23 protein-coding genes are annotated in these 24965 nt (G+C 63.3%); 15 read left to right on the top strand and 8 right to left on the bottom strand.

The features are described from left to right. Positions 1-158 precede the first annotated feature (158 nt). Both X771_RS158260 and X771_RS158265 read left to right on the top strand, forming a co-directional pair. Positions 159-515 (top strand): metalloregulator ArsR/SmtB family transcription factor, encoded by a 357-nt coding sequence (locus X771_RS158260; RefSeq protein WP_023687094.1) that lies wholly within the window; start codon positions 159-161, stop codon positions 513-515. Beyond that, positions 512-991: an SRPBCC family protein gene (locus tag X771_RS158265; RefSeq protein ID WP_023687093.1), complete on the top strand. Its 480-nt coding sequence runs from the start codon at positions 512-514 to the stop codon at positions 989-991. Before X771_RS158260 ends, X771_RS158265 begins: the two co-directional genes overlap by 4 nt. Before the next feature lie 89 nt (positions 992-1080). On the opposite strand, the gene X771_RS158270 is transcribed toward X771_RS158265, so the two are convergent. Beyond that, positions 1081-1434, bottom strand: a complete 354-nt coding sequence (locus tag X771_RS158270) for a nuclear transport factor 2 family protein (RefSeq protein ID WP_023687092.1) — start codon at positions 1432-1434, stop codon at positions 1081-1083. Positions 1435-1620: 186 nt separating this feature from the next. Between X771_RS158270 and X771_RS158275 the strand changes: the two genes are divergently transcribed. Further along, the gene (locus tag X771_RS158275) at positions 1621-2325 is read left to right on the top strand and encodes an SOS response-associated peptidase (RefSeq protein ID WP_023687091.1); all 705 of its coding nucleotides are present in this window, start codon (positions 1621-1623) and stop codon (positions 2323-2325) included. Between the two features lie 440 nt (positions 2326-2765). Here the strand turns inward: X771_RS158275 and X771_RS158280 are convergent, their stop codons facing one another. The 6 genes from X771_RS158280 to X771_RS158300 form a co-directional block, all read right to left on the bottom strand. Next, on the bottom strand, positions 2766-3851 hold the full coding sequence (locus tag X771_RS158280) for an ABC transporter ATP-binding protein (protein WP_023687090.1): 1086 nt from the start codon (positions 3849-3851) through the stop codon (positions 2766-2768). Then, on the bottom strand, positions 3841-4449 hold the full coding sequence (locus X771_RS158285; RefSeq protein ID WP_023687089.1) for a cupin domain-containing protein: 609 nt from the start codon (positions 4447-4449) through the stop codon (positions 3841-3843). The genes X771_RS158280 and X771_RS158285 overlap by 11 nt, the downstream gene beginning before the upstream one ends. 212 nt (positions 4450-4661) lie before the next feature. Continuing rightward, on the bottom strand, positions 4662-5768 hold the full coding sequence (locus tag X771_RS158290) for an ABC transporter substrate-binding protein (RefSeq protein ID WP_023668506.1): 1107 nt from the start codon (positions 5766-5768) through the stop codon (positions 4662-4664). Positions 5769-5786: 18 nt separating this feature from the next. Beyond that, entirely contained in the window at positions 5787-6617 is an 831-nt protein-coding gene (locus X771_RS0133455) for an ABC transporter permease (protein ID WP_031199240.1), read from the bottom strand. After that, a complete protein-coding gene (locus X771_RS158295; RefSeq protein ID WP_023687088.1) occupies positions 6614-7495 on the bottom strand; it encodes an ABC transporter permease in 882 nt (293 codons plus the stop codon). Before X771_RS158295 ends, X771_RS0133455 begins: the two co-directional genes overlap by 4 nt. Before the next feature lie 67 nt (positions 7496-7562). After that, on the bottom strand, positions 7563-8840 hold the full coding sequence (locus tag X771_RS158300) for an FAD-binding oxidoreductase (RefSeq protein ID WP_023687087.1): 1278 nt from the start codon (positions 8838-8840) through the stop codon (positions 7563-7565). A 182-nt stretch (positions 8841-9022) separates the two neighbouring features. Here X771_RS158300 and X771_RS158305 point away from each other — a divergent pair, with 182 nt between their 5' ends. The 7 genes from X771_RS158305 to X771_RS158335 all read left to right on the top strand — a co-directional run bounded on the left by X771_RS158305 (position 9023) and on the right by X771_RS158335 (position 17170). Then, complete coding sequence (locus X771_RS158305; protein ID WP_023687086.1) at positions 9023-10180, top strand: fumarylacetoacetate hydrolase family protein; 1158 nt, start codon at positions 9023-9025, stop codon at positions 10178-10180. A gap of 137 nt (positions 10181-10317) precedes the next feature. Continuing rightward, entirely contained in the window at positions 10318-11862 is a 1545-nt protein-coding gene (locus X771_RS158310) for a sugar ABC transporter ATP-binding protein (RefSeq protein ID WP_050587401.1), read from the top strand. Beyond that, positions 11859-12887 (top strand): ABC transporter permease, encoded by a 1029-nt coding sequence (locus X771_RS158315; RefSeq protein WP_198025811.1) that lies wholly within the window; start codon positions 11859-11861, stop codon positions 12885-12887. The genes X771_RS158310 and X771_RS158315 overlap by 4 nt, the downstream gene beginning before the upstream one ends. A gap of 296 nt (positions 12888-13183) precedes the next feature. Then, entirely contained in the window at positions 13184-14116 is a 933-nt protein-coding gene (locus X771_RS158320; RefSeq protein WP_023687083.1) for a substrate-binding domain-containing protein, read from the top strand. A 108-nt stretch (positions 14117-14224) separates the two neighbouring features. Further along, positions 14225-15211: an ABC transporter permease gene (locus X771_RS158325; RefSeq protein WP_023668514.1), complete on the top strand. Its 987-nt coding sequence runs from the start codon at positions 14225-14227 to the stop codon at positions 15209-15211. A 4-nt stretch (positions 15212-15215) separates the two neighbouring features. After that, positions 15216-16010: an ATP-binding cassette domain-containing protein gene (locus X771_RS158330; RefSeq protein WP_023668515.1), complete on the top strand. Its 795-nt coding sequence runs from the start codon at positions 15216-15218 to the stop codon at positions 16008-16010. 137 nt (positions 16011-16147) lie between these two features. Further along, positions 16148-17170, top strand: a complete 1023-nt coding sequence (locus X771_RS158335; RefSeq protein ID WP_023668516.1) for a LacI family DNA-binding transcriptional regulator — start codon at positions 16148-16150, stop codon at positions 17168-17170. 336 nt (positions 17171-17506) lie between these two features. Here the strand turns inward: X771_RS158335 and X771_RS158340 are convergent, their stop codons facing one another. Further along, positions 17507-18088: a TetR/AcrR family transcriptional regulator gene (locus tag X771_RS158340; protein WP_023687082.1), complete on the bottom strand. Its 582-nt coding sequence runs from the start codon at positions 18086-18088 to the stop codon at positions 17507-17509. A 242-nt stretch (positions 18089-18330) separates the two neighbouring features. On the opposite strand from X771_RS158340, the gene X771_RS158345 reads away from it, so the two are divergent. The 5 genes from X771_RS158345 to X771_RS158365 all read left to right on the top strand — a co-directional run bounded on the left by X771_RS158345 (position 18331) and on the right by X771_RS158365 (position 24951). Beyond that, positions 18331-18591, top strand: coding sequence for a hypothetical protein (locus X771_RS158345; RefSeq protein WP_023687081.1), 261 nt, complete (start codon positions 18331-18333; stop codon positions 18589-18591). After that, positions 18585-21773: a multidrug efflux RND transporter permease subunit gene (locus X771_RS158350; protein WP_023687080.1), complete on the top strand. Its 3189-nt coding sequence runs from the start codon at positions 18585-18587 to the stop codon at positions 21771-21773. Before X771_RS158345 ends, X771_RS158350 begins: the two co-directional genes overlap by 7 nt. A gap of 14 nt (positions 21774-21787) precedes the next feature. After that, positions 21788-22942, top strand: coding sequence for an efflux RND transporter periplasmic adaptor subunit (locus tag X771_RS158355; RefSeq protein ID WP_023687079.1), 1155 nt, complete (start codon positions 21788-21790; stop codon positions 22940-22942). Positions 22943-23122: 180 nt separating this feature from the next. Continuing rightward, entirely contained in the window at positions 23123-23830 is a 708-nt protein-coding gene (locus X771_RS158360) for a GntR family transcriptional regulator (protein WP_023687078.1), read from the top strand. A 17-nt stretch (positions 23831-23847) separates the two neighbouring features. Continuing rightward, a complete protein-coding gene (locus X771_RS158365) occupies positions 23848-24951 on the top strand; it encodes a mandelate racemase/muconate lactonizing enzyme family protein (protein WP_023687077.1) in 1104 nt (367 codons plus the stop codon). Positions 24952-24965 lie beyond the last annotated feature (14 nt).

Below are 24965 nucleotides of genomic sequence, written 5' to 3'. Positions count from 1 at the left end.
TTCCCTTGGGCTGATGGTCGAATCCGCCGGACAGCCTAAAACCGTCCTTCCCGCTTTGCCAGCACCCCGGTCACATCAGCCCATTTTTAGGGCTTGCCAATACTAAGGAATTTTCCTAAGTATCTTTCTATACCCGTCGACCGACCTCAGGATCGCCCATGCCAAGCCTCCACGCCCCAACTACAAGTCTCCCGCCGATCGACGGCATCTTCCGCGCGCTGGCTGACCCGACGCGGCGGCGCGTGGTCGAGCGGTTGAACCGCAGTCCGGCCTCGGTCAGCGAGTTGGCGCAGCCTTTCGAGATGGCGCTGCCTTCCTTCATCGAGCATCTGAAAGTGCTGGAAGGCTGCGGTCTGGTGCGATCGGAAAAAATCGGCCGCACCAGGACCTATCAGCTGGCGCCCGAACCGCTGCAGCTCGCCGAAAACTGGCTGGCCGAACAGCGCACCCTGTGGGAGCGCCGACTCGATCAATTCGACGCCTATGTGATGAGCCTCAAGGAGCAAGAAAAGTGAGCTATCCCTTCAAGCCCGACCCCAGACTGGACCTTGTGCTGGAGCGCAAGCTCGACGCGCCGCGCGAACTCTTGTGGAGCGCGATGACGGTGCCGGAGCATGTCAAGCAATGGTTCACGCCCAAGCCCTGGCTGATCACCGATTGCGAGATCGACCTTCGTCCGGGCGGACTGTTCCGGACGCGCATGCAATCGCCCGACGGCAAGGAGGTCAACGACCGCCATTGCTGCTATCTCGAGATCGTGCCGAACGAGCGGCTGGTGTGGACCGATGCGCTGCTGCCGGGCTATCGGCCCTCCGGCGAGCCCTTCATCACCGCAGTCATTTCGCTTCAGTCGGATGACAAGGGCACGAGCTACACGGCAACGGCCATCCATCGCGACGAGGCTACCCGCAACAATCATGAAGAGATGGGGTTCTTCGACGGCTGGGGCACGGTGGCCGATCAGTTGGCGCAGTATGTGAAGACCATTTGAGCTTTTCCCACTGCGGCCAGGACTTTGTCCCGGCCGCCTGGTTTTTGGGTCGTGCAGCGAAGCGCGCCGGAACCCGACGGCACCCGGGCTCAGTAGTAGAAGCGCTGTTCTGTGATCTTGCCGTTCTTGACCGTGTACAGGCCAACCTCGTCCATGGTGACCCGTTCGCCGGTGGCCTTGGGCGTTATGTCGAACTTGAAGCGCACCGCGAACTGGTCGCCGTTGACATAGGGGCCTTCGACAGAGCCGCCATGGACTTCGTGGTTCGCTTGCCACCATTCGCCCTTTTGCCTGAGAGCTTCCTTGCCACGGGCAATGGCCATCGGCCCCTCCATCGCTTCGAGGCTGACGATATCATCGGCATTGTACTTTTCACCAGCACCCAGGTGATCCCCCTGCTGGAGCATTTCGGTGAAATCCTTGGCAACATCCGCGATGGTCATGTGTGTTCCTCCTGTTCCGACTGGTTTGAAGTAGGGAAGCGCTTGCCGGCCCGCCACCTTTACCCGCACGACAGCTGACAAGGTGTGTCAGGACGATGATATAGCGCGGCTATGTGACGACGATTGCGGCGGCGTCGGACAGCGACTTCGGTTGCAGACAAAAGCCAATTCCGCAATGCTGGGTGCATGTGCAACCTCTACAACATCACGACGACGCAAGAGGCGGTCCGCCAATGGACCCGCACATTGCGCGATATCAGCGGCAACCTCGAACCTTCGCTTGATGTCTATCCCAATCAACCTGGGCTGGTCGTTCGCAACAGGGCGGATGGGGAGCGTGAACTGGCGAAACTGCTTTGGGGTTTGCCAACGCCGCCCGAGCGCATGAAAGGTAAGGCCGACTACGGCACCACCAACGTTCGCAATCCGCAATATTCGCACTGGCAGCAATATGTGGGCGTCGAGCACAGATGTGTCGTGCCGGTGACCAGCTTTGCCGAGCCCAGCCCTGCGGCGAACGATAAAGACCCGGAAACAGGAATCCAGCGAAATTACTGGTTTGCCCGTGGCGAGAGCCGGCCGCTGTTCTTCTTCGCTGGTTTCTGGACGTCTTGGCAGGGCGTGCGAAAGGTCAAGGACGGTCCCGGCGACTTCGAGCTATACGCCTTCATGACCACCAAGCCTAATGCTCTCATTGCGCCGATACATAAGAAGGCTATGCCCGTGATCCTCACCACGCCGGAGGAAACCGAGGCTTGGCTGACGGCGCCATGGTCGGAAGCACGGCGTTTGCAGCGGACGGCGCCCAACGACGCGTTGGTGATCGTTGAGAAGCCAGCCACACAGATCAAGTTCCCACCACGGGCCCCGGCCCAAGGGTCTCTGTTTTAGCCCGAAATCGGCTCTCCTCAATCGTCGTCTCGCCAGATTACCCGGCGAACCATGCGGATTTCGACAAGACGTCTGACGCGAATTTTAAGGCGTTCAGCAGCGCTTGGCAGAATGATGCCTGCATCGAGCTCACGACCTTTGCAGCGCTCGCACCGCATGTGCCGCTCCACATCCCAAAAGGGGATATCACCAACCAGCTTTGCGAGATCGCCAGGCAGATAGTGTCGAGTGATGTTGCAGTTCCGACATCGAACACGAATTAGCTGCCCGACTTCATGCGCCAAGCAGAGGGTTTGCACATTTCGGCGCGGTCGGGTGCTTAGTTCGGGCATCCCGCAAAGTAGGAATATGTTCCTTTGCGAGTCAATTCACACTTAATTCCACCTTGGCGATCTTCACAGCAGGTTAAATCCAACCGTCGATGAAGGGATTGGGTTGGATCAGCTTGGCAGCATAGGGCAGTTGGCACCACGGCGCAGGCTGATATGCGCCACGTCGCCGACGCTGAATTGAAAGCCCTCGGCCTGGCGCGGCGCATCGATCACCACCGGCAATCCCTGCCCCAGCTCAGCATGCAGCCGCAGCGTGCGGCCGTGGAAGACGATGGAGTTGACGCGCGCCGGCGCGGTGCCGGCGGCGGCATCGGTGGTGGCCAGCAAGTCCTCGGGGCGAACGCCGATGGTGCGCTCAGTGCCTTCGCCGGGTGTGTCGCCGGTTTCGGATGTTGCTTCCAGCGAAAGCCCGCCAGCGGCGAAGCGCAGGCGGTCGCCGTCGCGGCCGATGAAGCGCGATTGCAAGAGGTTCATGGTGCCGATGAAGCTTGCGACGAATTTCGTCGCCGGCCGGTCGTAAAGCGTGGCCGGCGGCGCGATCTGCTCGATGCGGCCCTTGTTCATGACGACGATGCGGTCGGAGATCGACAGCGCTTCGGTCTGGTCGTGGGTGACCATGACGAAGGTGGTGCCGAGCCGCGACTGCAGCCGCTTCAGTTCGACCTGCATCTGTTCGCGCAGATGCGCATCGAGCGCCGACAGCGGTTCATCGAGCAACAGAACGCGCGGCTCGCAGACTATGGCTCGGGCGAGCGCGACGCGCTGGCGCTGGCCACCCGACAGTTCGGAAACGCGGGCGCCGAGCTTGTCGGCGAGGCCGACCATGTCGAGGGCTTCGCGGACGCGCTTTGCCTGCTCGGCGCCGGACAGTTTGCGCAGCGACAGGCCGAAGCCGACATTCTCGGCGACGTTCATATGCGGGAACAGCGCATAATCCTGGAACACGGTGTTGACGGGACGGTCGAACGGCCTGAGCGCGGTGATGTCGCGACCATCGAGCAGCACCTTGCCGCTCGACGGGCTCTCGAAACCGGCAATGACGCGCAGGCTGGTGGTCTTGCCGCAGCCCGAGGGCCCGAGCAGGGTGATGAACTCGCCGCTGATAATGTCGAGATCGACGGCGTCGAGCCCGACAATGCCGCCGGGGAAAACCTTCGAGACCGTGTCCAGGCGTACCAGCGCATCAGGCGCCATCGCGAACCTCGGACGGCTTGGTGGTGTTGACCCAGAGGATCTGGCAAGGCTCGGTGCCGGGATTGCGGAAGGCGTGCAGAAGCGTGCTCTTGAAGGCAAAGGAGTCGCCGCTCTTCAGCACGTATTTTGTCGAGTCCACCACCAGTTCGACCTCGCCCGACAGGACATAGCCGAACTCGTGACCGATATGCGCATAGGCTTCCGCCGTGCCGCCATCGGCTTCCACCGTCACCAAGAGGCCGGTCAGCGCCGCGCCCGGCGGCGACAGCAGCGCCTTGGCGATGCCTTCCGACTTGACCGGGAGCTGCCGCCTTTTGTCGGCGCGCACGCAATAGAGATCGTTGGCGGCTTCGTTGCCGTCGGTGATCAGCGCCGAAGGCTCGATGTCGAGCGCGGCCGCAAGCGGCCAGATCACCTTGACGCGCAGCGAAGACAGGCCGCGCTCGATCTGGCTCAGCGCACCGATGGAGACGCCGGCTTTTGCTGCCAGCTCGGCCAACGACAAATTGCGCTCCAGCCGCAGCGCCCGCACGCGCCGGCCGACGCGAATGTCGGCGTCGGCCTTGGGCTTCTCGGTTGCGTCGTCAAGCATGTCCATGCGTGGGTCCTCGTCTCTTTATTGGCGCGGCGCGGGGTTGATAGGCTCCCCCTTCTCCCCTTGTGGGAGAAGGTGTCGCCGAAGGCGACGGATGAGGGGTGTTCCAGCGGAGTGAGACGTTGGCGTTCCTTGGAACACCCCTCATCCGTCTCGGCGCTGTGCGCCGATCCACCTTCTCCCACAAGGGGAGAAGGGGACACCCCAGCCTCAGCTCACCCCCCAGCCTTCACCTTCTCGAACATCTTCGCCACATCGTCATTCTGCTTCATCGGTCCGGTGAAGATGGTGGTCTTCAGCATCACCTCCGGGTCCGCCGGCAATTGCAGCTTGTCCAGTTCGTCCTTCGCCACGCCGGCGAAGGCGGTGCTCAGCGAGCTGCCATAGCCGTAGGCCTGGATCAGGTACTTACCCGAGTCGGCGTCGAGCCGGCTGTTGATGAAGTCATAGGCGAGGTCGACGTTTTTGGCGTCCTTGAGCATGACGAAGCCGCAGGCCCAGGTCAGCATGCCCTCCTTCGGCTTCATGAACTCGACCGGCACGCCCTGCTTCTTCAGCGAGGTTGCCGACGCGTTCCAGGTCATGGCGGCGACCAGCTGGCCGCTGGCCAGCGCCTGTTCGACCGAGGTCATGTCGGTGGTGTAGTTGGAGAGCAGCGGACGCTGCTCGCGCAATTTTTCCGCCACCTTGTCCATCTGCTCCGGCGTCATATCGAAGGGGTTTACGCCGGCCAGAAGTGCTGCAACGATCGGCGTGTCATGCACGGCATCGATGGTCGCCATGCGGCCGGCATATTGCTTGTCCCACAGAAGGTTCCAGCTCGCTTCCGGGTTCTTCACCAGATCGGTGCGGTAGAGGATCGAGGTGTTGCCCCAGTCCCACGGCACCATCCAGACCTTGCCGTCGCCGGCCTGGATGTCGGGCAGGTTCTTGAACACCGGGAAGATCGAATCCCAGTTCTTGATGCGCTTGGTATCGATCGGCTGCAGCAGGCCTTCCTTGTTCCAGCGCGCCACCTTGTCGTAGCAGGGATGGGCGATATCGGGGCGGAAGCCGGCCTTGACCTTGGTGAAGGCATCGTCGTCGTCGCCGAAGATCGAGGCCTCGACGCCATCCGGATGGGCCGTCAGGAAGCTCTTGTTGAAGTCGGGCAGTTCATAGCCGGACCAGGTGAAATATTGCAGCTTGTCGGCGGCGAAGGCGACAGTCGACGACAGGACGATTGCAAGCGCGGCAAGCCCGGTGCGGGCTGTCTTTGCAGTGATCGATTTCGGGCCAGTGATCGATTTCAGCCCAGTAATTGATTTCGGGTCGAATGCCATTTCGGTTCTCCTCTTTTGTTATGGTTCAGGCTGGACTGGTGGGCGCCNACGGGCTGTGCTCAGCCCGCGATGGCGCAGGATTTCGGCGATGCCGGCGATGATGACGGACACAGCAAGGATAGCTGTCCCCAGCGCCATCACGGTAGGCAGCGAGCGAGGAAAACGCAGTTGGCTCCAGATGTAGAGCGGCAGCGTCGGCTCGGTGCCGGCGAGGAAGAAGACGACGATGAACTCGTCGAAGGAAATCAGAAAGGCCAGCATGAAGGCCGAGACGATGGCCGGCAGCGAGAGCGGCAACATCACCCGCCGGAAGGTCGTCCAGTCGGAAGCGCCGAGATCGAGTGCGGCCTCGCGAATGGTTTTCGGAATTGCGGCAAACCGGCTGCGCATGATCACCACGGTGGTCGGCAGCGCCACCAGTATGTGGCCGAGAACGATGGCGATGCGCGACGGGCCGAGGCCGATGAGATTGACGAGGATCAGCAACGATATGCCGACGATGACGCCGGGGATCAGGATCGGCAGCCTGGAGATGGCGCTGATGGTGGCGGCGAGCGGCGAACGACCGTAGAGGTCCATATAGGAGACGGTGATGCCGCAGAGCGTGGCGCCGGCGGCGGCCACGACGCCAATGACGAGACTGTTCAAAAGCGCGCCGGACAGCGCCGGATTGCCATAGAGCGTGGCATACCATTCGAGCGTGAAGCCCTGCAGCGGAAACGCGGCCTGGATGGAGTTGTTGAAGGAAAACAGCGGGATCAACAGCACCGGCAGATAGAGGAAGACGAGATAGGCAAGCACATAGACGCCGAGCCAGCCGCGGCCATCATCTCTCCGCGCCGCGCTCATGTGCGGCTGCCGAATTTGCGGTCGGCGCCGCGTGCGACCAGCACCACGCAGAGGATGACCAGCATCACGCAGACTGAAAGTGCCGCCCCGAACGGCCAGTCATTGGCCTTGCCGAACTGCGACTGGATCAATGTGCCGATCATGGTGCTGGCGGGACCGCCGACCATGGCCGGGGTGACATAGTCGCCGACCGTCGGCACAAAGACGACGAGGGCGGCCGCCAGAACGCCCGGCATCGAATTGGGCAAGACGACGCGGCGAAACGCCGTGAACGGTCTGGCGCCGAGATCGGAGGCGGCTTCGAGCAGCGATTTCGGGATGGTGTCCAGCGCCACATAGATCGGCAGGATGGCGAAGGGCGCATAGGCATGCGCCAGCGTGACGACCACCGCCGCCGGCGTGTTGAGGAAGGCCAGCGTCGGTTCCGACCAGATGCCGCTTTCGATCAGCGCCGAGTTCAAGACGCCATTGTAGGCCAGCACGATCTTCCACGCGAAAACACGCAGGAGATAGCTGGTCCAGAACGGCAGGGTCACCAGAAACAAAAGCAGGCTGCGGCGGCGGCCGGCATGGAAGGCGAGATAGTAGGCGACGGGATAGGCGGTGACGACGGTTGCCAGCGTCACCAGGCCGGCGATCACCAGCGAGCGCAGCGTCACCGTCCAGTAGAGCGGATCGGAGACCACGGTGATGAAGTTGCCTGCCGTGAAGCCGGCGCCGAGCAGCGAGCCGTCATTGCCGCGCAAAGCGAGGAACAGCACCAGGCCGAGGGCAAACAGGATCAGGAAGAAGGTGACGAGCCCGCCCGGCAGCAACATGGCGAAGCGGAAGCCCCGGGCGGAGCCTGCTGGCGCTTCAGACGCAACGACGGTCGACATCGGGCTACTCGACAGAAATATGAAATCGACTTAACTTTTTTCATATTTGTGAAACTGTCAAGTTGAATCAACGCTCGAACGCGTCCAGCATCCGGTACCAGGCGATGGTCGCGGCAACGCCGACCTGGCGGAAGGCGTGGAACGGGATCGGCCGGATCGGCGACAGCGGGAACGGCAATTGATTGACATCGCCGCCCGCGAGGTAGCCCGCCATGCGTTTTCCCAGCGCGGTCATCAGGCCGACGCCCCTGCCCTGGCAACCAACTACGGCGAGCAGGCCCTTTTCCGGCTCATGGATGTGCGCCAGGTGATCCGGCGTCATCGCCACACGACCGAACCAGCGTTTCTCGATCGAGATATGGGCCAAGGCCGGATAGAGCCGCACCAGCGCGCGCTGCAGATGCGCCCAGTCGGCCTCGCTCCTCGGCCGCGCCATGCGGCCGCGGCCGCCAAGCACCAGATGGCCGTCGGTTGTTTTGCGGTAGTAGACGAGAATGCGCCTGGAGTCGGACACCGCCTGCCCTTCCGGCAGGATCGTCGCCGCAAGGTTGGATGACAGCGGCGCGGTGGCGACCTGGAAGGAATGCAGCGGCACGATCGTTTCGGCGAGGCCCGGAAGCAGTCCATCGGTATAGGCGTTCGTCGCCAGGACAACCGCTTTCGCCCGCACCTCGGCGCCGTATTTGGTTGAAACACGCCAAAGGCCGGCTTCCTTGCGGAGTTTCACCACCTTTTGCCGCTCGGCAATGCTGGCGCCGGCGGCGGCAGCGATGCGCGCCAGTTCCACTGTATAGGCGAGCGGATCGATGATGCCGGCGCGGCGGTCGAGCCAGCCGCCGAGATAGCCTTGCGCGCCGGTCATAGCTGCGATCTCGCTTTCATTCAGAAGCCGGACATCGGCGCCACGCGCCCGCCATTGACGATCCCTGTTCGCCGCCGCTTTCAATGCGGTTTCGGTATGCGCGGCCTGGATCCAGCCATTGCGCATGAACGGCACCGCCAGCTTTTCGTCTTGGATGAGATCGAACACCGTCTCCGCCGTCGAGGCGGCGAAATCGACCAGCGCTTGGCCACGCTCGGGGCCGAAATGCTCGAGCAGCCATTCGGGATCATATTTCAGGCCGGGAATGACCTGGCCGCCATTGAGGCCCGAGGCGCCCTGGCCGATCTCGCCAGCCTCCAGCACCTGTACACCGAGACCGAGCCGGGCTGCGTGCAAGGCGGTCGACAGGCCCATGAAGCCGCCGCCGATGATGGCAACGTCAACCGGCGCCGGGACGAGCGACTGGAAGGCGGATGCGGTCTGCGGCTTCTGCCAGATCGGAACGGAAAACGGTGCGGGCAAGGCTTCACCTGGAGTATGCGGAAAATGAAAATGCTAGTGCCAGTTTCATTTTTTTGAAAGAGCGGCGTCATGTCAGAACCGACAATTGCCTGCGCCACGGGATAGACCTTTGGCGTGAAACCGGTGAAAGTGCTGCGCCCTTGGGCCAGCTCGCATCTTGATCATTCAAAGGACCGTAAGCCATGACGAACCCAACGCAGCTTCCCGCCGACGGGCTCTTCATCGGCCGTGCCAGGGCAGGCGAAGCCTCGCATCCTCTGGTGGTCACCGTGCGCGACGGCATCGTTTTCGACATCACCTCGACCACCGCACCCACCGTGCGCGACATTTGCGAGATGGCCGATCCGGCCGGACACGTGCGCTCTGCCAAGGGCAAACCGATCGGCTCGCTCGATGCGATCGCCGCCAACAGTTTTCAGGCCACCCGCGATCCGGCAAAACCCTATCTGCTCTCGCCTGTCGACCTGCAGGCGGTGAAGGCGTCGGGCGTGACCTTCGTGGTCAGCCTGCTCGAACGCGTCATCGAGGAGCAGGCGCGCGGCTCGGCGGAAAAGGCCGACGCCATCCGCGCCGACATTGCCGGGCTGATCGGCCACGATCTGTCCAAGCTGAAGCCCGGCTCGCCCGAAGCGATGGAGATCAAGGCCAAGCTCATCCAGCGCGGCGCCTGGTCGCAATATCTGGAAGTCGGCATCGGCCCCGACGCCGAGATCTTCACCAAATGCCAGCCGATGGCGTCCGTCGGCTTCGGCGCCGATGTCGGGCTGCATCCTGTCTCCACCTGGAACAACCCCGAGCCGGAGATCGCCATGATCGCCGCCAGCACCGGCAAGATCGTCGGCGCGACCATCGGCAACGACGTCAATCTGCGCGACGTCGAGGGACGCTCGGCGCTGCTGCTCGGCAAGGCCAAGGACAACAATGCCTCGGCCTCGCTTGGGCCCTTCATCCGGTTGTTCGACGCAAGCTTTTCCATCGACGATGTCAAGCGCGCCACGGTGCGGCTGAAGGTCGAGGGCGAGGACGGGTTTTCGCTGGAGGGCGCGAGCTCGATGGCCGAGATCAGCCGTTCGCCCGAAGAGCTGGTCGCGGCCGCCATGGGGCCGCACCACCAGTATCCCGACGGCTTGGCGCTTTATCTCGGCACCATGTTCGTGCCGTCGAAGGATCGCGGCGAGAAGGGCAAGGGATTCACCCACAAGATCGGCGACATCGTCACCATCTCGTCGGAGAAATTCGGCGCGCTGGTGAACCGCGTGCTTCTGTCGCCCGATTGCCCGCACTGGACCTACGGCGCCAGCCATCTCATGCGGGACCTCGCCAAGGCCGACCTGATCTGATTTCGGAGCAGCGGGACGAACGGATAGCCGATAAACGTTCGTATCCGGTCCCTGTAAGCCGTTTGTTAGCGGAATCCGGGTGACTGTATCGGAAATTCGCTCCAGGATCGGGGCGCGGTCTGTGGGGGCCGAATCGCATGCTCGGTTTGCCGATGATATCGGTGCGCAATCTCGCCATGCGTTATGGCGGCGTTGTCGCGCTCAGGGATATGAACCTGTCTGTCGGACAGGGGACCATCCATGCTGTCGTCGGTGAAAGCGGCGCCGGAAAGTCGACGCTGGTGAAGGTGCTTGCCGGCGTGCTCCGGCCCGACAGCGGCACCATCCGCGTCGGCGACCAGATGGTCACCGTCGACAGCCCGATCGCTGCACGCAAGCACAGCTTCGGCGTCGTCCACCAGGGGCTCGGCCTGTTTGCCGACCGCTCGGTGCTGGCCAATCTGTTCGTCAATCGCGAGCCGTTGCGCAATGGCTTCGTCTCCAGGCGCGAGATGGAGGCACGCAGCCGCACCTTGCTTCGGCAACTCAAGCTCGACGTCGATGTCCACGCTCCTGTGGGCCAACTCGGCATGGGCGAACGGCAATATGTCGAACTCGGCCGCGCAATTCTGGAAGGCCCGAGGCTGCTGATCCTCGATGAACCGAATTCTGCGCTCGACCGGCGCCAGACCGAGCACCTGTTCACCGTACTAAGTGACCTCAAGGCCAAGGGCACGAGCGTGCTCTATGTCTCGCACCGGCTGGAGGATGTGTTTGCGATCGCAGACCAGGTCACCGTGATGCGCAACGGCCGTGACGTGCTGACAAGTGGGCGCTCGGCGTTGAGCGAAGCCGATGTGATCGACGCCATGATCGGCCAGCAGCGCGGCAGCCTGTTCCCGCCTGCACTGCCGGCCAATGCCAGCACGATAAGGCCGCGGATCACGGTGGAGGGTCTGAGCGGCGGCCGGATTTCCGGCGTCAGCTTCACCGCCCGCTCCGGCGAGATCCTCGGCTTGGCCGGGCTTGAGGGGTCAGGCGTTGAACACCTGTTCGAGATGCTGTTTGGCCTGCGCAAGGCGCAAGGCGGCAGGGTGCGGCTCCCCGACGGCTACGGCTTGCCTGGAAATCCGACCGAAGCGGCGCGGCGCGGCATCGGCCTGGTGCCGGCCAACCGCCTGTGCAACGGCCTGATGCCCGACCGGTCGCTGGCCTTCAACATAGGCAACATCGCTACCGGCGCCCGCAACTGGGGGTCGCGCCGCTACTCGCCCAAGGCCGCGATCGCCGCCGCCGCAAGGCAGATCGATGCGCTGCGCATCAAGGGCCTGCCGGACGCGCCGGTGAATTCGCTGCTGGCCGGCGATCAGCAGAAGATCGTAGTCGCCAAATGGCTGGAGACGGCGCCGCAAGTGCTGCTCCTAGACAATCCGGCTGGCGGTATCGAGGCGGCTGCCAAGCGCAAGATCTATGCGCTGATCCGGCAGATGGCAGCCAATGGCTGTATCGTTTTGCTGCGTTCGGTCGAGCCGTCCGAACTGACCAACCTCAGCAACCGCGTCCTTGTCTTCCACCGCGGCCGGGTCGCCGGCGAGCTGTCCGGCGCCGAGATGAAGCGAAGGACAGTGCTGCAACTGACCACCACCGGCGAGATGCCGGAAGCGGAGCGGCCGAAAAAGAAACTCGTGGGAGCCATGGCATGACACGATTGGATCCCATGCTACAGCTTGCCGGTTCGGCTGCCCACCCGCAGCGCAGCCTTCGCCTGCCCGTCGAACTCAGGCCGCTCATCGGGCTCGTTGTCCTGGTGGCGATTACAGGCTTTGCCCGGCCGGATTTCCTCGACGAGGCCAATGTGCTGTCGTTGCTGGAAACCGCTGCGTATCCCGGCATGCTGGCGATCGGCATGGTGTTCGTGCTCGCACTCCGCGAGATCGACCTTTCCGTCGGCTGGATGTTCCATCTCGCGGCCCTTCTCACCGCATTCCTTCTGGCCGCCGGCATCGACCCGTGGCTTGCCGCCCTTTCCGGCGTGCTGCTCGGCGCCGGGCTCGGCCTCGTCAACGGCCTGCTGGTGGTGGCGCTGCGACTGCCGGCCATCGTCGTTACGCTGGGCACCTTTGCAATGTTCCGGGGCCTGGCGGCGGTGGCCGTCAAGATGCAAGCGACAGCTCCGGCCAGCCCAGGCGGCGACTTCTTTGAGATCGTTCACGGCAAGCTGTTCGGCCTTGTGCCGACGGCTGTCTTTGTCTTCGTCACAATGGCGGTGGTGATGCACCTCGTGCTTCACCGCAGCCGCTTCGGCTACCGGATCCAGGCCGTCGGCAGCAATCCGCAGGCGGCGCTCTATGCCGGCATCCCGACAGGTGCTGTGCGGCTGCAGACGCTGGTGCTGATGGGCATCGTCTCGGGGCTGGCGGGCGCGCTGTGGCTTGGCTCTCCCGTTACCGACGTCGACCAAGGCGGCGGTTTCGTGCTGATGGCGATTGCCGCGGCGATCATCGGCGGCACCTCGCTTTCCGGCGGGCGCGGCACCGTCTTCGGTGCGGTGATCGGCATGCTGATCGTCCAGGTCATCTTGAGCGGCGTGACCCTGTTGGGCATCGACGCCGCATGGAGCCCCTTCGTGATCGGCGCGGTGATGGTGCTGGCGCTCGCGCTCGACCGGCTGGACAAGGTGCTGCGCATCCGCCAGGCCGAGCGCTTTCAGGAAAATCCGCGCGCCTGAGTTTAAGCCCCGCCTGCTTGCCGGGAAATATCTCTATCTCTTGGTTGACGCAATTCCGGACGGAAAACCGTTTCACACTTTTCCTGGAATCGCCCTCTAACTGATGCGATCTGATGGGATCGCTGATGGCGCGTTGCATCGCGCCACCATCCATTGGGCGGATGGAGGCTTGCCATCGGCCGCAAAAGAAGATGCTCTGCGCATCCGGGTCGGCGCTGGCAGGAGGAGAGGATCAAGGGCATGGCCCGGATCATCGTCGGACGTGGAGGTCGTTTTTCAACATGGGAGGAAAGCAAATGCTGACGAGGCTACGATTACTCGTGCTTGGCTTGATTGTGGCGCTGGCCGTTCCGGCGGCGGCACAGGCCAAGACGTTCTACTGGATTTCGCATGGCGGCCCGGCCGACCCCGTATGGACCTACTTCCTGGCCGGCGCCAAGCAATGGGCGAAGGACACCGGCAACACCGTCAACACCTCGTTCCACAATGGCGACGTTGCCTCGCAGCAGGAGGCCGTGCGCGCCGCGATCTCGGCCAAGGCCGACGGCATCGTCACCACCAGCCCCGATCCGGGCAGCCTGATCGAAATCGCCAAGGAAGCCAACACCGCCAAGATCCCGATCATCAACTTCAACACGCCCGATCCCAAGGCAAGCTTCGACGCCTATGTCGGCGGCGACAACGTCACCTTCGGCAAGCACTGGGCGCAATATCTGGTCGACAAGGGTCTGGTGAAGAAGGGCGACTTCGTCTGGATGCCGGTCGAAATCCCCGGCGCCACCTACGGCGTCCAGGAAGAGGAAGGCATCAAGAGCGTCTTCGAACCGCTGGGGATCACCTATGAGATCACCGAAGCGACGCTCGACCAGGCCGAAGCCATCAACCGCATGGTCGACTATCTCACCGCGAACAAGGCCAAGGTCAAGGCAATCATCGGCCTCGGCGATCTGGTCACCGGCTCGATCAAGCGGGTGTTCGACCAGGCCGGCATCAAGCCGGGCGAAATCCCGGTCGTCGGCTGGGGCAACTCGCTCGACACCACCCAGGAAGTGCTGACCGGCTACGTCAATGCCGGCCAGTGGCAGGACCCGCAGGCGACCAGCTATGTCGCTCTGTCGCTGGCCAACATGGCGGCGTCAGGCATTCCCCCGGGCTTCAACGTCATCACCGGCGCGCTCTATGAAAAGGACACCGCGCAGGTCTACGACGACATCCTGTCCGGCAAATAACCCAGACGTTCAACAGTCGCGGCCGCAGCCGCGGTCGCGACTGTCTTTCGCCGAGCCCTTCGCGTTGCGCGCTGGGCTCAGCCTTTCCCTTCCTGTCGCGGGTTATCAGTGGAAAACCGTTCGCTCATCCAACGCCTGATCGCGAGGCCGGAATTCGGGCCCTTCGTTCTGCTCATCGTCGAAATCGCGGTGTTCTGGAGCATCAACCACGATTTCCTGTCGCCGCAGAACATCTCCAACACGCTGGCCTTCACCGTCGAGCTCGGGCTGATCGCGCTGGCGATGACGCTGTTGATGACGTCGGGTGAATTCGATCTGTCGGTCGGCTCGCTGTTCGGCTTTTCGCCGGTGCTGATGTGGACGCTGTTCAACAGCGGCCTGACCTCGCTGGAGGTCGGCTTCCTCGCCGCGCTGCTGATCGCGGCCTTCATCGGCCTGGTCAATGGCTGGTTCGTCACGCAGCTGAAAATCCCATCCTTCCTGGTGACGCTCGGCATGCTGCTGGTGGTGCGCGGCACCGCGCTGTTCGTCACCGACGGCTTTCCGCAGCGGACGTGGAGCGCCGAGGGCAGCTGGCTGGCCGAAGCGCTGGTCGGTGATTTCTTCATCGGCCCGTTCCGCATCTACATGTCGCTCTTCTGGTTCATCGCGGCGGCCATCGCGCTGGGCTACGTGCTGACGCAAAGCCGGACCGGCAACTGGATCCAGGCAGCCGGCGGCAATCCAGGCGCCGCAAGGGCGCGCGGCGTCAACGTCAGCGGCGTCAAGATCGGCCTGTTCGTGCTGTCGTCGGTGATGGCTTCGCTTGCCGGCGTCATCTCGTCGCTGCGCACGTCGGCCGCCAACCCCAACAGCGGCACCGGCTACGAGCTCGAAGTCATCGCCATGGTGGTGATCGGCGGCACGGCGCTGACCGGTGGGCGCGGCACCATCATCGGCACCGTGCTCGGCATCCTCATCCTGCGCGTCATGCGCAACGGCATCGTGCTGATCGGCGTGCCCGGGCTGGCCTACAACATCTTCATCGGCGCCATCATCCTCGGCATGATGGCGCTGCACTCATGGCTGGAACGCCGGCATCAGGCAGGGACCTAGAACCATGGCTGAACCGCTCATCCGCATGTCCAACATCAAAAAGTCCTACGGGCGCGTGCAGGCGCTCGAAGACGCCAATTTTCATGTCAACGAAAGGGAGATCGTCGGCCTGCTCGGCGACAATGGCGCCGGCAAATCGACGCTGATCAAGGTGTTGTCGGGGGCGGTGCCGCTGACCAGCGGCGACATTTTCATCCGCGGCAAGAAGGTCAATCTGCGCAGCACCAGCGACGCCATCGCGCACGGCATCGAGACGATCTACCAGGATTCGGCACTGGTGACGCAGCTGTCGATCGCGCGCAACCTGTTCCTCGGCCGCGAGCCGATCAAACCGCCGCGCTTTTTGAACCGCATGGACCAGGAGGCGATGAACAATGTCGCCCGCGACCTGTTGAAACAGGTCGGCATCTCCAAGAACATCCCGCCGACGACGCCGATCGGCTCCCTGTCCGGCGGCGAGCGGCAGGCCGTCGCCATCGCGCGCGCCATGCACTTCGACAGCGACCTGATCATCCTCGACGAGCCGACCAACAATCTCGGCGTCGCCGAGACGCAAGGCGTGCTGAGCTTCGTGCGCAACGCGCGCGATTCCGGGCATTCCTGCATCTTCATCGCCCACAACATCCACCATGTCTTCCAGGTGGTTGACCGCATCGTCGTCATGCGCCGGGGCAAGGTGGTGGCCGACGACATCGACCCGAAGAAGACCAGCGTGGCCGAGGTCGAACGCATCATCACCGGGATGTCGGACAAGGAGATCCGCGACGCCATCATCGAAGGCGGGCCATCGCACGGCTGAACCGTCTTCGCGCCGTCTGGCACGGAAACGCATCCGCTCTAACTCGTTGTAGAGCATGACCTTTTGACAAAACGGTTCCCGTTTGTCCGAGAAAACCGGCTTCCCACTTTTCGGGATCATGCTCTATGACTGCAGCCATGAAAGCCACCGTTGCCGACATAGCCAGGAGCTGCGGCCTGTCGACCGCGACCGTCGACCGGGTTCTGAACAACCGGGCCGGCGCGAGCGCCGCCAACCGCCAACGGGTGATGGAGGCGGCCAAGCAGCTCGGCTATTTGCCGGTGGTCGATCAGGTGACGCTGCCGTCGCGGCCGGCGCATCTTGAATTCTTCCTGCCGATCGGCGCCAACGGTTTCATGATCGACCTCGCCGGGCACATCGAGGACTATGCGGGACGCCTGCCGCTGGTCGCCTCGTGCCGGATCCACAATCTCGGCGGCATCTCGCCGGCAGCGCTGCAGGCGGCGGTTGAAAATCTGTCGCTGAAGGCCAATGGCGTCGGCGTCATTGCCGTCGATCATCCGCGAACGCGCAACATATTGCGCGATGTGGTCGAGGCAGGCATCCGCCTTGTCACGCTGGTCTCCGACGTTCCAGCCGCCCCGCGTTCGGCCTATGTCGGCATCGACAACCGGGTTGCCGGACGCACGGCGGCGCTGTTGATGGGGCGCTTCCTCAACGGCCGCCAGGGTCATCTGGCGATGGTCGTCGGCTCGCGTTCCTATCGCGGGCACGAGGAGCGCGAAATGGGTTTTCGGTCGGTACTGACAGAGGAATTCCCCAATCTCACCGTCTCGAGTGCGGTCGAGATCAATGACGAACCCGAAGGCAGCTACACAGCAACGATGCAGGCGCTGCACAACGAGCCGGAACTGCTCGGCATCTATTGCGTCGGGGCCGGGCGCTCAGGTGTGGCGAGAGCGCTGCTCGAGGCCAAGCCAAAGAAGAAGCCGGTCTTCATCTGCCACGACCTGACCAAGGAAACGCGCGGCTATCTCGTCGACGACCTCGCCGATGTCGTCATCGACCAGAATGCGCGGCTGATCGCGGAGCAATCTGTGATCCGCCTGCTCGGCTCGATCGCGTCCGCCGCGCCCTACCTGACGAAGAAGTTCATCGAGCCACGGCTGATCTTCAAGGAAAACGTGCCGGTGCAGTGAAGTCGCGCCGTGGCGGTTTCTCCGATTTGTACGACAAGTCGGGGTAGATGCCGCAAATCTGCACAGCAGCCATGCAACTTTCATTGTTGCCGAATCATTGGGCAACCCGTACTCATCTGGGTGTCGGCCATCTACTCCTCCCAGATGCGATGCCGACGCTGAGCGCGGTGCACCTCCTCCCGCATCTCGTTCGAAATCGAGCCCGCTGCCACCTCCTCCCGGCAGCGGGCTTTTTTCATTCTCAAATGAATCTAAATTAGAGTTGACGGGCAAGTTCGGAGAATAGCCAAAAGCCCCGCCGGATGATGGGGACTCCTCAACTCCGAAAGCTGGAATTCAGCGCGCCCTGAAAGAGCTGATCAGGCCTTCAGCCATGCGCACGAACTGCGTGCTGGGGCCCTGGCAGCCCATGGTCTGCACGCTGACGCGCGCCCCTTCGAACAGCAGCGACAGCGTATCGGCCAGAAGCTCGGCCTGACCGATGCCCGCATCCCGGCACAGCGCAACGAGGCGATCGCGCTGAGCGCTCTTGAGCTCCTTGATCACGCTCCTGGCGGGATGGTCCGGCTCGGTCAATTCGGCGGCGGCATTGGCCATGTCGCAGCCGCGACCGTCAGCCGCCAGGCAAGCAGCGGCCATGCGAATCCAGGCATGCAACTGGGCGAGCTTGTCGCCGGGATGCTCAGCCTCGAATTGGTCCCACATCGCGGCGCCTTTAGCCGCCGACGCGCGCAGGCACTGGACGATCAGTTCGTCCTTCGACTCAAAATGACGGTAGAGCGTCATCTTGTTGGTGCCGGCGGCTTCCGTGATGGCGTCTACGCCGACGCCCTTGATGCCATGTTTGTGAAACATGTCCTGCGCCGTCTCCAGGATTCGATCCCGGGGACGCACGCGATCCATAATGCCGTCTGCCATCGCAGTCTCCTTGTCTCCCTAAAAATTCGGTTCACCTCTTGACTAGGGTGTTACCGGTCTGTAACTATCCGAATGTTACTTACTGGTAACACCTATGTAGCCTTCCGTCAATAACAAGGCCGTGAACTGGTCCTGCCAGATCACAAAGGGTGAAAATTGCAGGTCATGCGGCTCCGGCCGGTGAAGAGATGAAAACCGGTTCGCGATCATCCGATGCGGGCCGCTGGAATGGAGACGCTCCAATGTCGCAGCGCAAGGATTTGACCATCGATGAAGCCATCCGGGATCCGATGATCCGGCTGGTGATGAAAGCGGACCGCGTCAACCCGCGCGCCTTCGAAGCGATGCTGAGGACCGTGGCCGATGAGCAGGGCCTCAGCGGCGCGGCGCCGTCTTCGTATTTTTTGCAGGACCCGGGTTCGGTGCGCGGCAGGCGGCTGTCCCGGTCTGTCCGTTCTTTTAAAGAGGCCGGTTCTTCTAAAGAGGTTTGCGTGTCGTGGTAAATTTTTTCATTCATCGTCCGATCTTCGCCTCGGCGATCGCCATCATCATGGTGCTCGCCGGGACGATTTGTTATTTCCTTTTGCCGGTTTCGCAGTTTCCCGACATCACGCCGCCGCAGGTCGTGGTCAGCGCGCATTATCCGGGCGCCAGCGCGCAAGTGGTCGCCGATACGGTGACGACGCCGCTGGAGCAGCAGATCAACGGCGTCGAAGGCATGACCTACATGTCGTCGTCGAGCTCCAATGACGGCTCCTCGACCATCACCATCACCTTCGATGTCGGCTATTCCTTGAGCACCGCGGCCGTCGACGTCCAGAACCGCGTCTCGCAAGCGGCCTCCTCGCTGCCGGCGATCGTCAACCAGGGCGGCGTGACGATCAAGAAGCAGAACCCAAATTTCGTCCTCATCGTCAACCTGACCTCGCCCGACAGTTCGGTCGATCCGGTGGCGCTGAGTAACCTCGCCTATCTGCAGGTCGTCGATCCGCTGAAGCGGCTGCCTGGCGTCGGCGACGTCCAGATATTCGGCGAGCGCCGCTACTCGATGCGCGTCTGGCTCGACCCGGACAAGCTCGCCAATCTTGGCATCACCGCCGTCGACGTCCAGAATGCCATCTCGGAACAGAACGTCCAGGTGGCCGCCGGCAAGATCGGCCAGTCGCCGGCGCCCGCCGGCACCGCCTTCGAGATGCAGGTCAACGCCGTCGGCCGCCTGAGCGACCCCAAGGAGTTCGGCGACATCGTCGTGCGCGCCAACACCGGCACCGGCTCGCTGGTGCGGCTCCGCGACGTCGCCCGCATCGAGCTCGGCGCGCTGCAATATTCGTCGTCGGCCTTCTTCGGCAAGGACCCGACGGTGGTGCTCGCCGTCTACCAGATGCCGGGTTCCAACGCGCTCGATCTGCAGCAGCACGTCAAGGACAAGATGCAGGAACTGTCGGCCCGTTTTCCCAAGGGCGTCAGCTACGCCATGCACTACGACACCACGCGCTTCGTGTCGGCATCGATGCATGACGTGCTGATCACGCTTGGCGAAGCGCTGGTGCTGGTCGTGGCCGTGGTGTTCATCTTCCTGCAGAGCTGGCGCACGACGATCATCCCGACCATCGCCATTCCGGTGTCGCTGGTGGCGACGATGGTGGTCATGGAAATGATGGGCTTCTCGCTCAACATGCTCTCCCTGCTCGGCATGGTGCTGGCCATCGGCCTCGTCGTCGACGACGCCATCGTGGTGGTCGAGAATGTCGAGCGACAATTGGAGGCGGGCCTCAAACCGCTGGCGGCGACCAAGGCCGCGATGGCCGAGGTCACCGGACCGATCATCGCCACCACCGCGGTGCTGATGGCCGTCTTCGTGCCCGTCGCCTTCATTCCTGGCGTCTCCGGCAAGCTCTACAATCAGTTCGCGCTGACGGTGGCGATTTCGGTCGGCATATCCGCCTTCAACTCGCTGACGCTCAGCCCGGCGCTGAGTGCCGCCTTCCTGCGCCATCGCGGGGAGACGCAGTTCGCCCCGTTCCGCTGGTTCAACACGGGTTTCGATAGGCTGTCGCATGCCTATGCCCATGGCGTACGCATCCTCATCCGGCTGCGCTGGATCATGCTCGGTCTGTTCGCGGCCGGCCTGGTCGCCACCTACTTCGTCTGGCAGAAGCTGCCCTCGACCTTCCTTCCGGTCGAGGACCAGGGTTACTTCTTCGTCGTCATCCAGCTGCCTGACGGCGCCTCGCTGGAACGCACCGACGCGGTGGCCCAGAAGGCGCGCGACATCCTCCAAGCTACGCCCGGCGTCGAGATTGTCGGCTCGATCAGCGGCCTGAACTTCCTGACCAGTGCCGCGCAGTCGAACTCGGCTGTCGAGTTCGCCATCCTGAAGCCGTGGGAAGAGCGCGGCCCCGACCAGAGCGCGTCGAAGCTCGTCGCCGACGTGCGCGGCAAGCTGATGCAGATTCCGGAAGCCTTCGCGCTGTCCTTCGATCCGCCTTCGATCCCGGGTATCGGCACCACGGGCGGCTTCGAATTCGTCGTCGAGGATCTCACCGGGCGCGGCAGTTCAGCCCTCAACGACGCGACGCAAGCCGTGATCGCCGAGGCGCGCAAGCAGCCGGAAATCAATCCGCAGCAGCTGTTCTCGCCGTTCTCGACCTCGACGCCGCAGTTCAACTACGACCTCGACCGCAGCAAGGCCAAACTGCTCGGCCTCAACCTGCCCGACGTCTTCAACACGCTGCAGATCTATCTCGGCTCGCTCTACGTCAACGACTTCAACCTGTTCGGCCGCACCTTCCGGGTGACCATCCAGGCCGACAAGGATGCACGTGCCGACGCAGGCGACCTTTCGCGGCTCTATGTGCGCAACGCCTCCGGCGGCATGGTGCCGCTGAGCACACTGGGCAAACTGGTGCCGTTCGTCGGCCCGGAAACCGTGCCGCACTACAACAACAACGCCTCGGCCACGATCAATGGCGGCGCAGCCCCCGGCTTCTCGTCGGGCCAGGCGGTTGCCGCGATGGAACGGGCCGCCGCCACCGCTTTGCCCAGGGATTTCGGTTTCGAATGGACCGGCATCACCTTCCAGGAGCTCAAGGCAGGATCGATAGCGTCGGTCGTCTTCGGCCTCGCCATCGTCTTCGTCTTCCTGATCCTGGCGATGCAGTATGAGAGCTGGGCGATGCCGTTCATGGTGCTGCTGGCGGTGCCACTGGCCCTGTTCGGCGCCTTCGCAGCCCTGTTCTTGCGCGGCATGCAGATCGACGTCTACTCGCAGATCGGCTTCGTCATGCTGATCGGCCTCGCCGCCAAGAACGCGATCCTGATCGTCGAGTTTGCAAGGCGGCGGCGCGAGGAGGGACTGAGCATTGTCGACGCGGCAATGGAAGCCGCGCGGCTGAGGCTGCGGCCGATCCTGATGACGGCCTTCGCCTTCATCCTCGGCGTGCTGCCGCTGATGTTTGCGACGGGTGCGGGTGCGGCAAGCCGGCAGTCGATCGGCACCACCGTGTTTGGCGGCATGGTCGCGGCGACCATCCTGTCGCTGGTGTTCGTGCCAGTCTTCTACGCGGTCATCGAACAGCTGCGCGAAGGCCGCGTGCGCAGCGAACCGAACGCTGCTCATGACCAGGACAATAATGAACCGACTGCCGAACCAGCGCCGATGCGCCTGGCCGAAGCAGCCGAATAGAATTGGAGACCAAAATGCGTAAATGGAAAATAGCTTTGGGAACGGCCGTCGCCCTGGGAGCGATCTCGGTGGCAAGCGTCCACTTCCTCGACATGGGCAATCTCAGCCTCAATGCCGGCACGGCGGCAGCGACGGCAGCACCTGCGGCATTCGTCATGCCGGTGCCGGTGACGAGCGTGGTCAAGAAGACGATCCCGATCTATCTCGACTACGCCGCCCGCATCGAGGCGATCCGCAGCGTCACCTTGCAGGCCCGCGTGCCCGGTTATCTGCAGGAGCAGACGGCTGAGGACGGCGCGGATGTGCGCCAGGGTGATCTGCTCTACAAGATCTCGCCCGACGACTTCAAGGCGGCTCTCGACCAGGCCAAGGCCGAAGTGCAGCGCGACCAGGCGAGCCTCGACTATGCACGCTCCAATCTCGGCCGCGGCTCCGAACTCGCCAAGAGCGGTTATCTGGCCAAGGATGGGTTCGACCAGCGCACGAGCACCTTGCGTCAGGCCGAAGCGTCGCTTGCCGTCAACCAGGCGGCGGTGCGCACGGCCGAGCTCAATTTGAGCTACGCCGAAATCCACGCTCCGTTTGCCGGCCGCGTCGGCCGCAACCAGGCTTCGGTCGGCACGCTGGTCAGCGTCGCCGGTACGGTGCTGAACACGCTGGTGCAGCTCGACCCGATCTACGTCACCTTCAATCCGAGCGAGACGGATCTGGCCGAAATCGAACAGGCCCGGGCCGCCGGCCCGATCGAGGTCGAGGTGCTGCTGCCCGGCGAGACCGAAGCCAGCCAGAAGGGCGAACTCACCTTCATCGACAACACGGTCGACCACTCGACCGGCACGATTACGGCGCGCGCCACCATCGGCAATGCGAAGTTCTCGCTGCTGCCGGGCCAGTATGTCCGCGTGCGGCTGCACATCAAGCAGCTGCCCGACGCGCTGATGGTGCCGCAGGTGGCGCTGGGTTCGAGCCAGCTCGGCAAATATGTCTATGTCGTCGGCAAGGGCAACACGGTCGACCAGCGCATCGTCTCGCTTGGCGCGACCAGCGGCGACCTTGTGGCGGTCCTCAGCGGCGTTGCCGAAGGCGACCAGGTGATAACGGGCAATCTGCAGAAAATCGGACCAGGAATGCCGATCTCGCCGTTGCCCCAGGAGAAACCGGCCAGCTGATAACCCCCATCAGCCCCGGTCCTGCGGCGCCTTCGGCTTCCACGCCGAGGGCGCCGTTTTTTTATGGAGCGCCGCACGCCGTTTTTGGGGTAACCGCAAGGCACAAGAATCCGGAACAGACATATTGTAGGATTGTCGACAATCTGCTTGTCTGTTTCCGGCTCTCGCTGGAGTGACGGAATGGCCAAGCTGGACTTCAATCCGATCGCGGATACGACACGCCGGGCCGAGATCGTTGCGCTGTTGCGGCGGGCGATCCTGACCGGCCAGCTGGAACCCGGCCAAAAGCTGAGCGAGCTGAGGATCGCCGAGCAGATGCGGGTCAGCCGCGCGCCTTTGCGCGAAGCTATGCGCGAGCTGGTGCAGGAAGGCATCCTGACCAGCATTCCCTATGCCGGCACCTTCGTCATCGATGTCACCGCCAAGGACATTGACGACGCCTACTCGCTGAACAAGGTGCTCGATGAATTCGCCATCGAGCGGACATGGAAGCTGCGCGACCAGCGCTTCTTCGATGAACTCGACCGCCGCCACGAAGCGGTGAAGCAGGCAACGCGCGCGCGCGACACCACCCGCCAGATCGAGACCGCACTGCAATTGCACGGGCTGATCTATGAATGGGCCGACAATTCGGTGCTGCTGGAAACCTGGCAGCGGCTGACCAGCCGGCTGCAGATGTACTTTGCCCTGCACCAGCGGGCCCGCAACGAGCCGGTGCCGGCCGAAGATCTCCACGAAACCTATGTGCGGCTCTTGAAGGGCGCCGACATGCGCGCTGCCCAGCGCCATGCGCGCGAGCATATCGACCTCGATTTCGAAGAGCTGCTTGCCTATGCGCGTGGCCTCGATCAGCGGAACATCGAAGGGCTGACCCTCCTCAACGCCTAGAGACAACGGACAGACAAGTGCAGATCAAAACCATCAAGGCCTATCGCGTCGTGCAGCCCTTCGTGGACGGGCCCTACCGCATGTCAAAGGGGCGGGTTGCAGACTGCTTCGACGCGGTGATCGTCGCCATCACCTCCGACAGCGGCGTGACCGGCTGGGGCGAGATGGCGCCGCTCGGCAATTTCTATTCGGCCGCGTTTCCGGCGGGAACGCGCGCGGGCGTGGTCGAGATCGCGCCGCACCTGATCGGCCAGGACCCGCGTGGCCTCGCCGGCATCGGCCGATTGATGGATACGGTGTTCAAGGGCCATCCCTACATCAAGTCGGCGCTCGACATGGCCTGCTGGGATCTGGCGGCCCGGGCCGCCGACGTGCCGCTGGTGACCATGCTTGGCGGCCGCGAGAGCGACATGGCGGAGACCTACCGCGTCGTCACCCACGGCACGCTCGACCAGATGGCGGCACTGGCCAAAAGGATCATCGCGGAAGGCTGCCGGCGGCTGCAGGTCAAGGTCGGCGGCAATGTGCATGACGACATCGAGCGGGTGAGCGCAGTCGCTTCGGCCGTGCCGAAAGGCACGGTGATTTTCTGCGACGCCAATGCCGGCTGGACGCCCTATCAGGCACGGCAGTTCGCCGACGCAACGCGCGGCATCGACTACACGTTCGAGCAGCCCTGCACGACGATCGAGGAGAACATGTCGGTGCGCCGCATGCTCGACAAGCCGATGGTGCTGGACGAGAGCGTCATCTCGCTCGAGGCGATGGTGGAAATCTATCGCCTGGGCGCCGCCGATGGGCTGACGCTGAAGATTTCGCGGCTGGGCGGCGTAACCAGGACAAGGCAAATCCGCGACGTCGCCGTCGATCTCGGTTTCATGATCACCGTCGAGGATACGGGCGGCGCCGAGATCGACACGGCGGCGATGGCGCATCTGTCGCTGTCGACGCCGGAAGAACGCCGGCTGCATGCCATCGCCTTCCATGAGTGGGTGACGGTGCGCACGGCCTCCAACGCCCCACCGGTCACCGGCAGCCACATGGGCATTCCCGACGGGCCCGGCCTCGGCATCGATGTCGTGCCCGACCTGCTTGGCAAGCCTTTCCTAGAGATCGGTTGAGATCAAGCGCAGCA

This window comes from Mesorhizobium sp. LSJC269B00, from assembly GCF_000502815.1.
GTDB lineage: Bacteria > Pseudomonadota > Alphaproteobacteria > Rhizobiales > Rhizobiaceae > Mesorhizobium.
The sequence above is the reverse complement of the archived record's forward strand: the minus strand, read 5'-3'. Positions and strand labels throughout refer to the sequence as shown.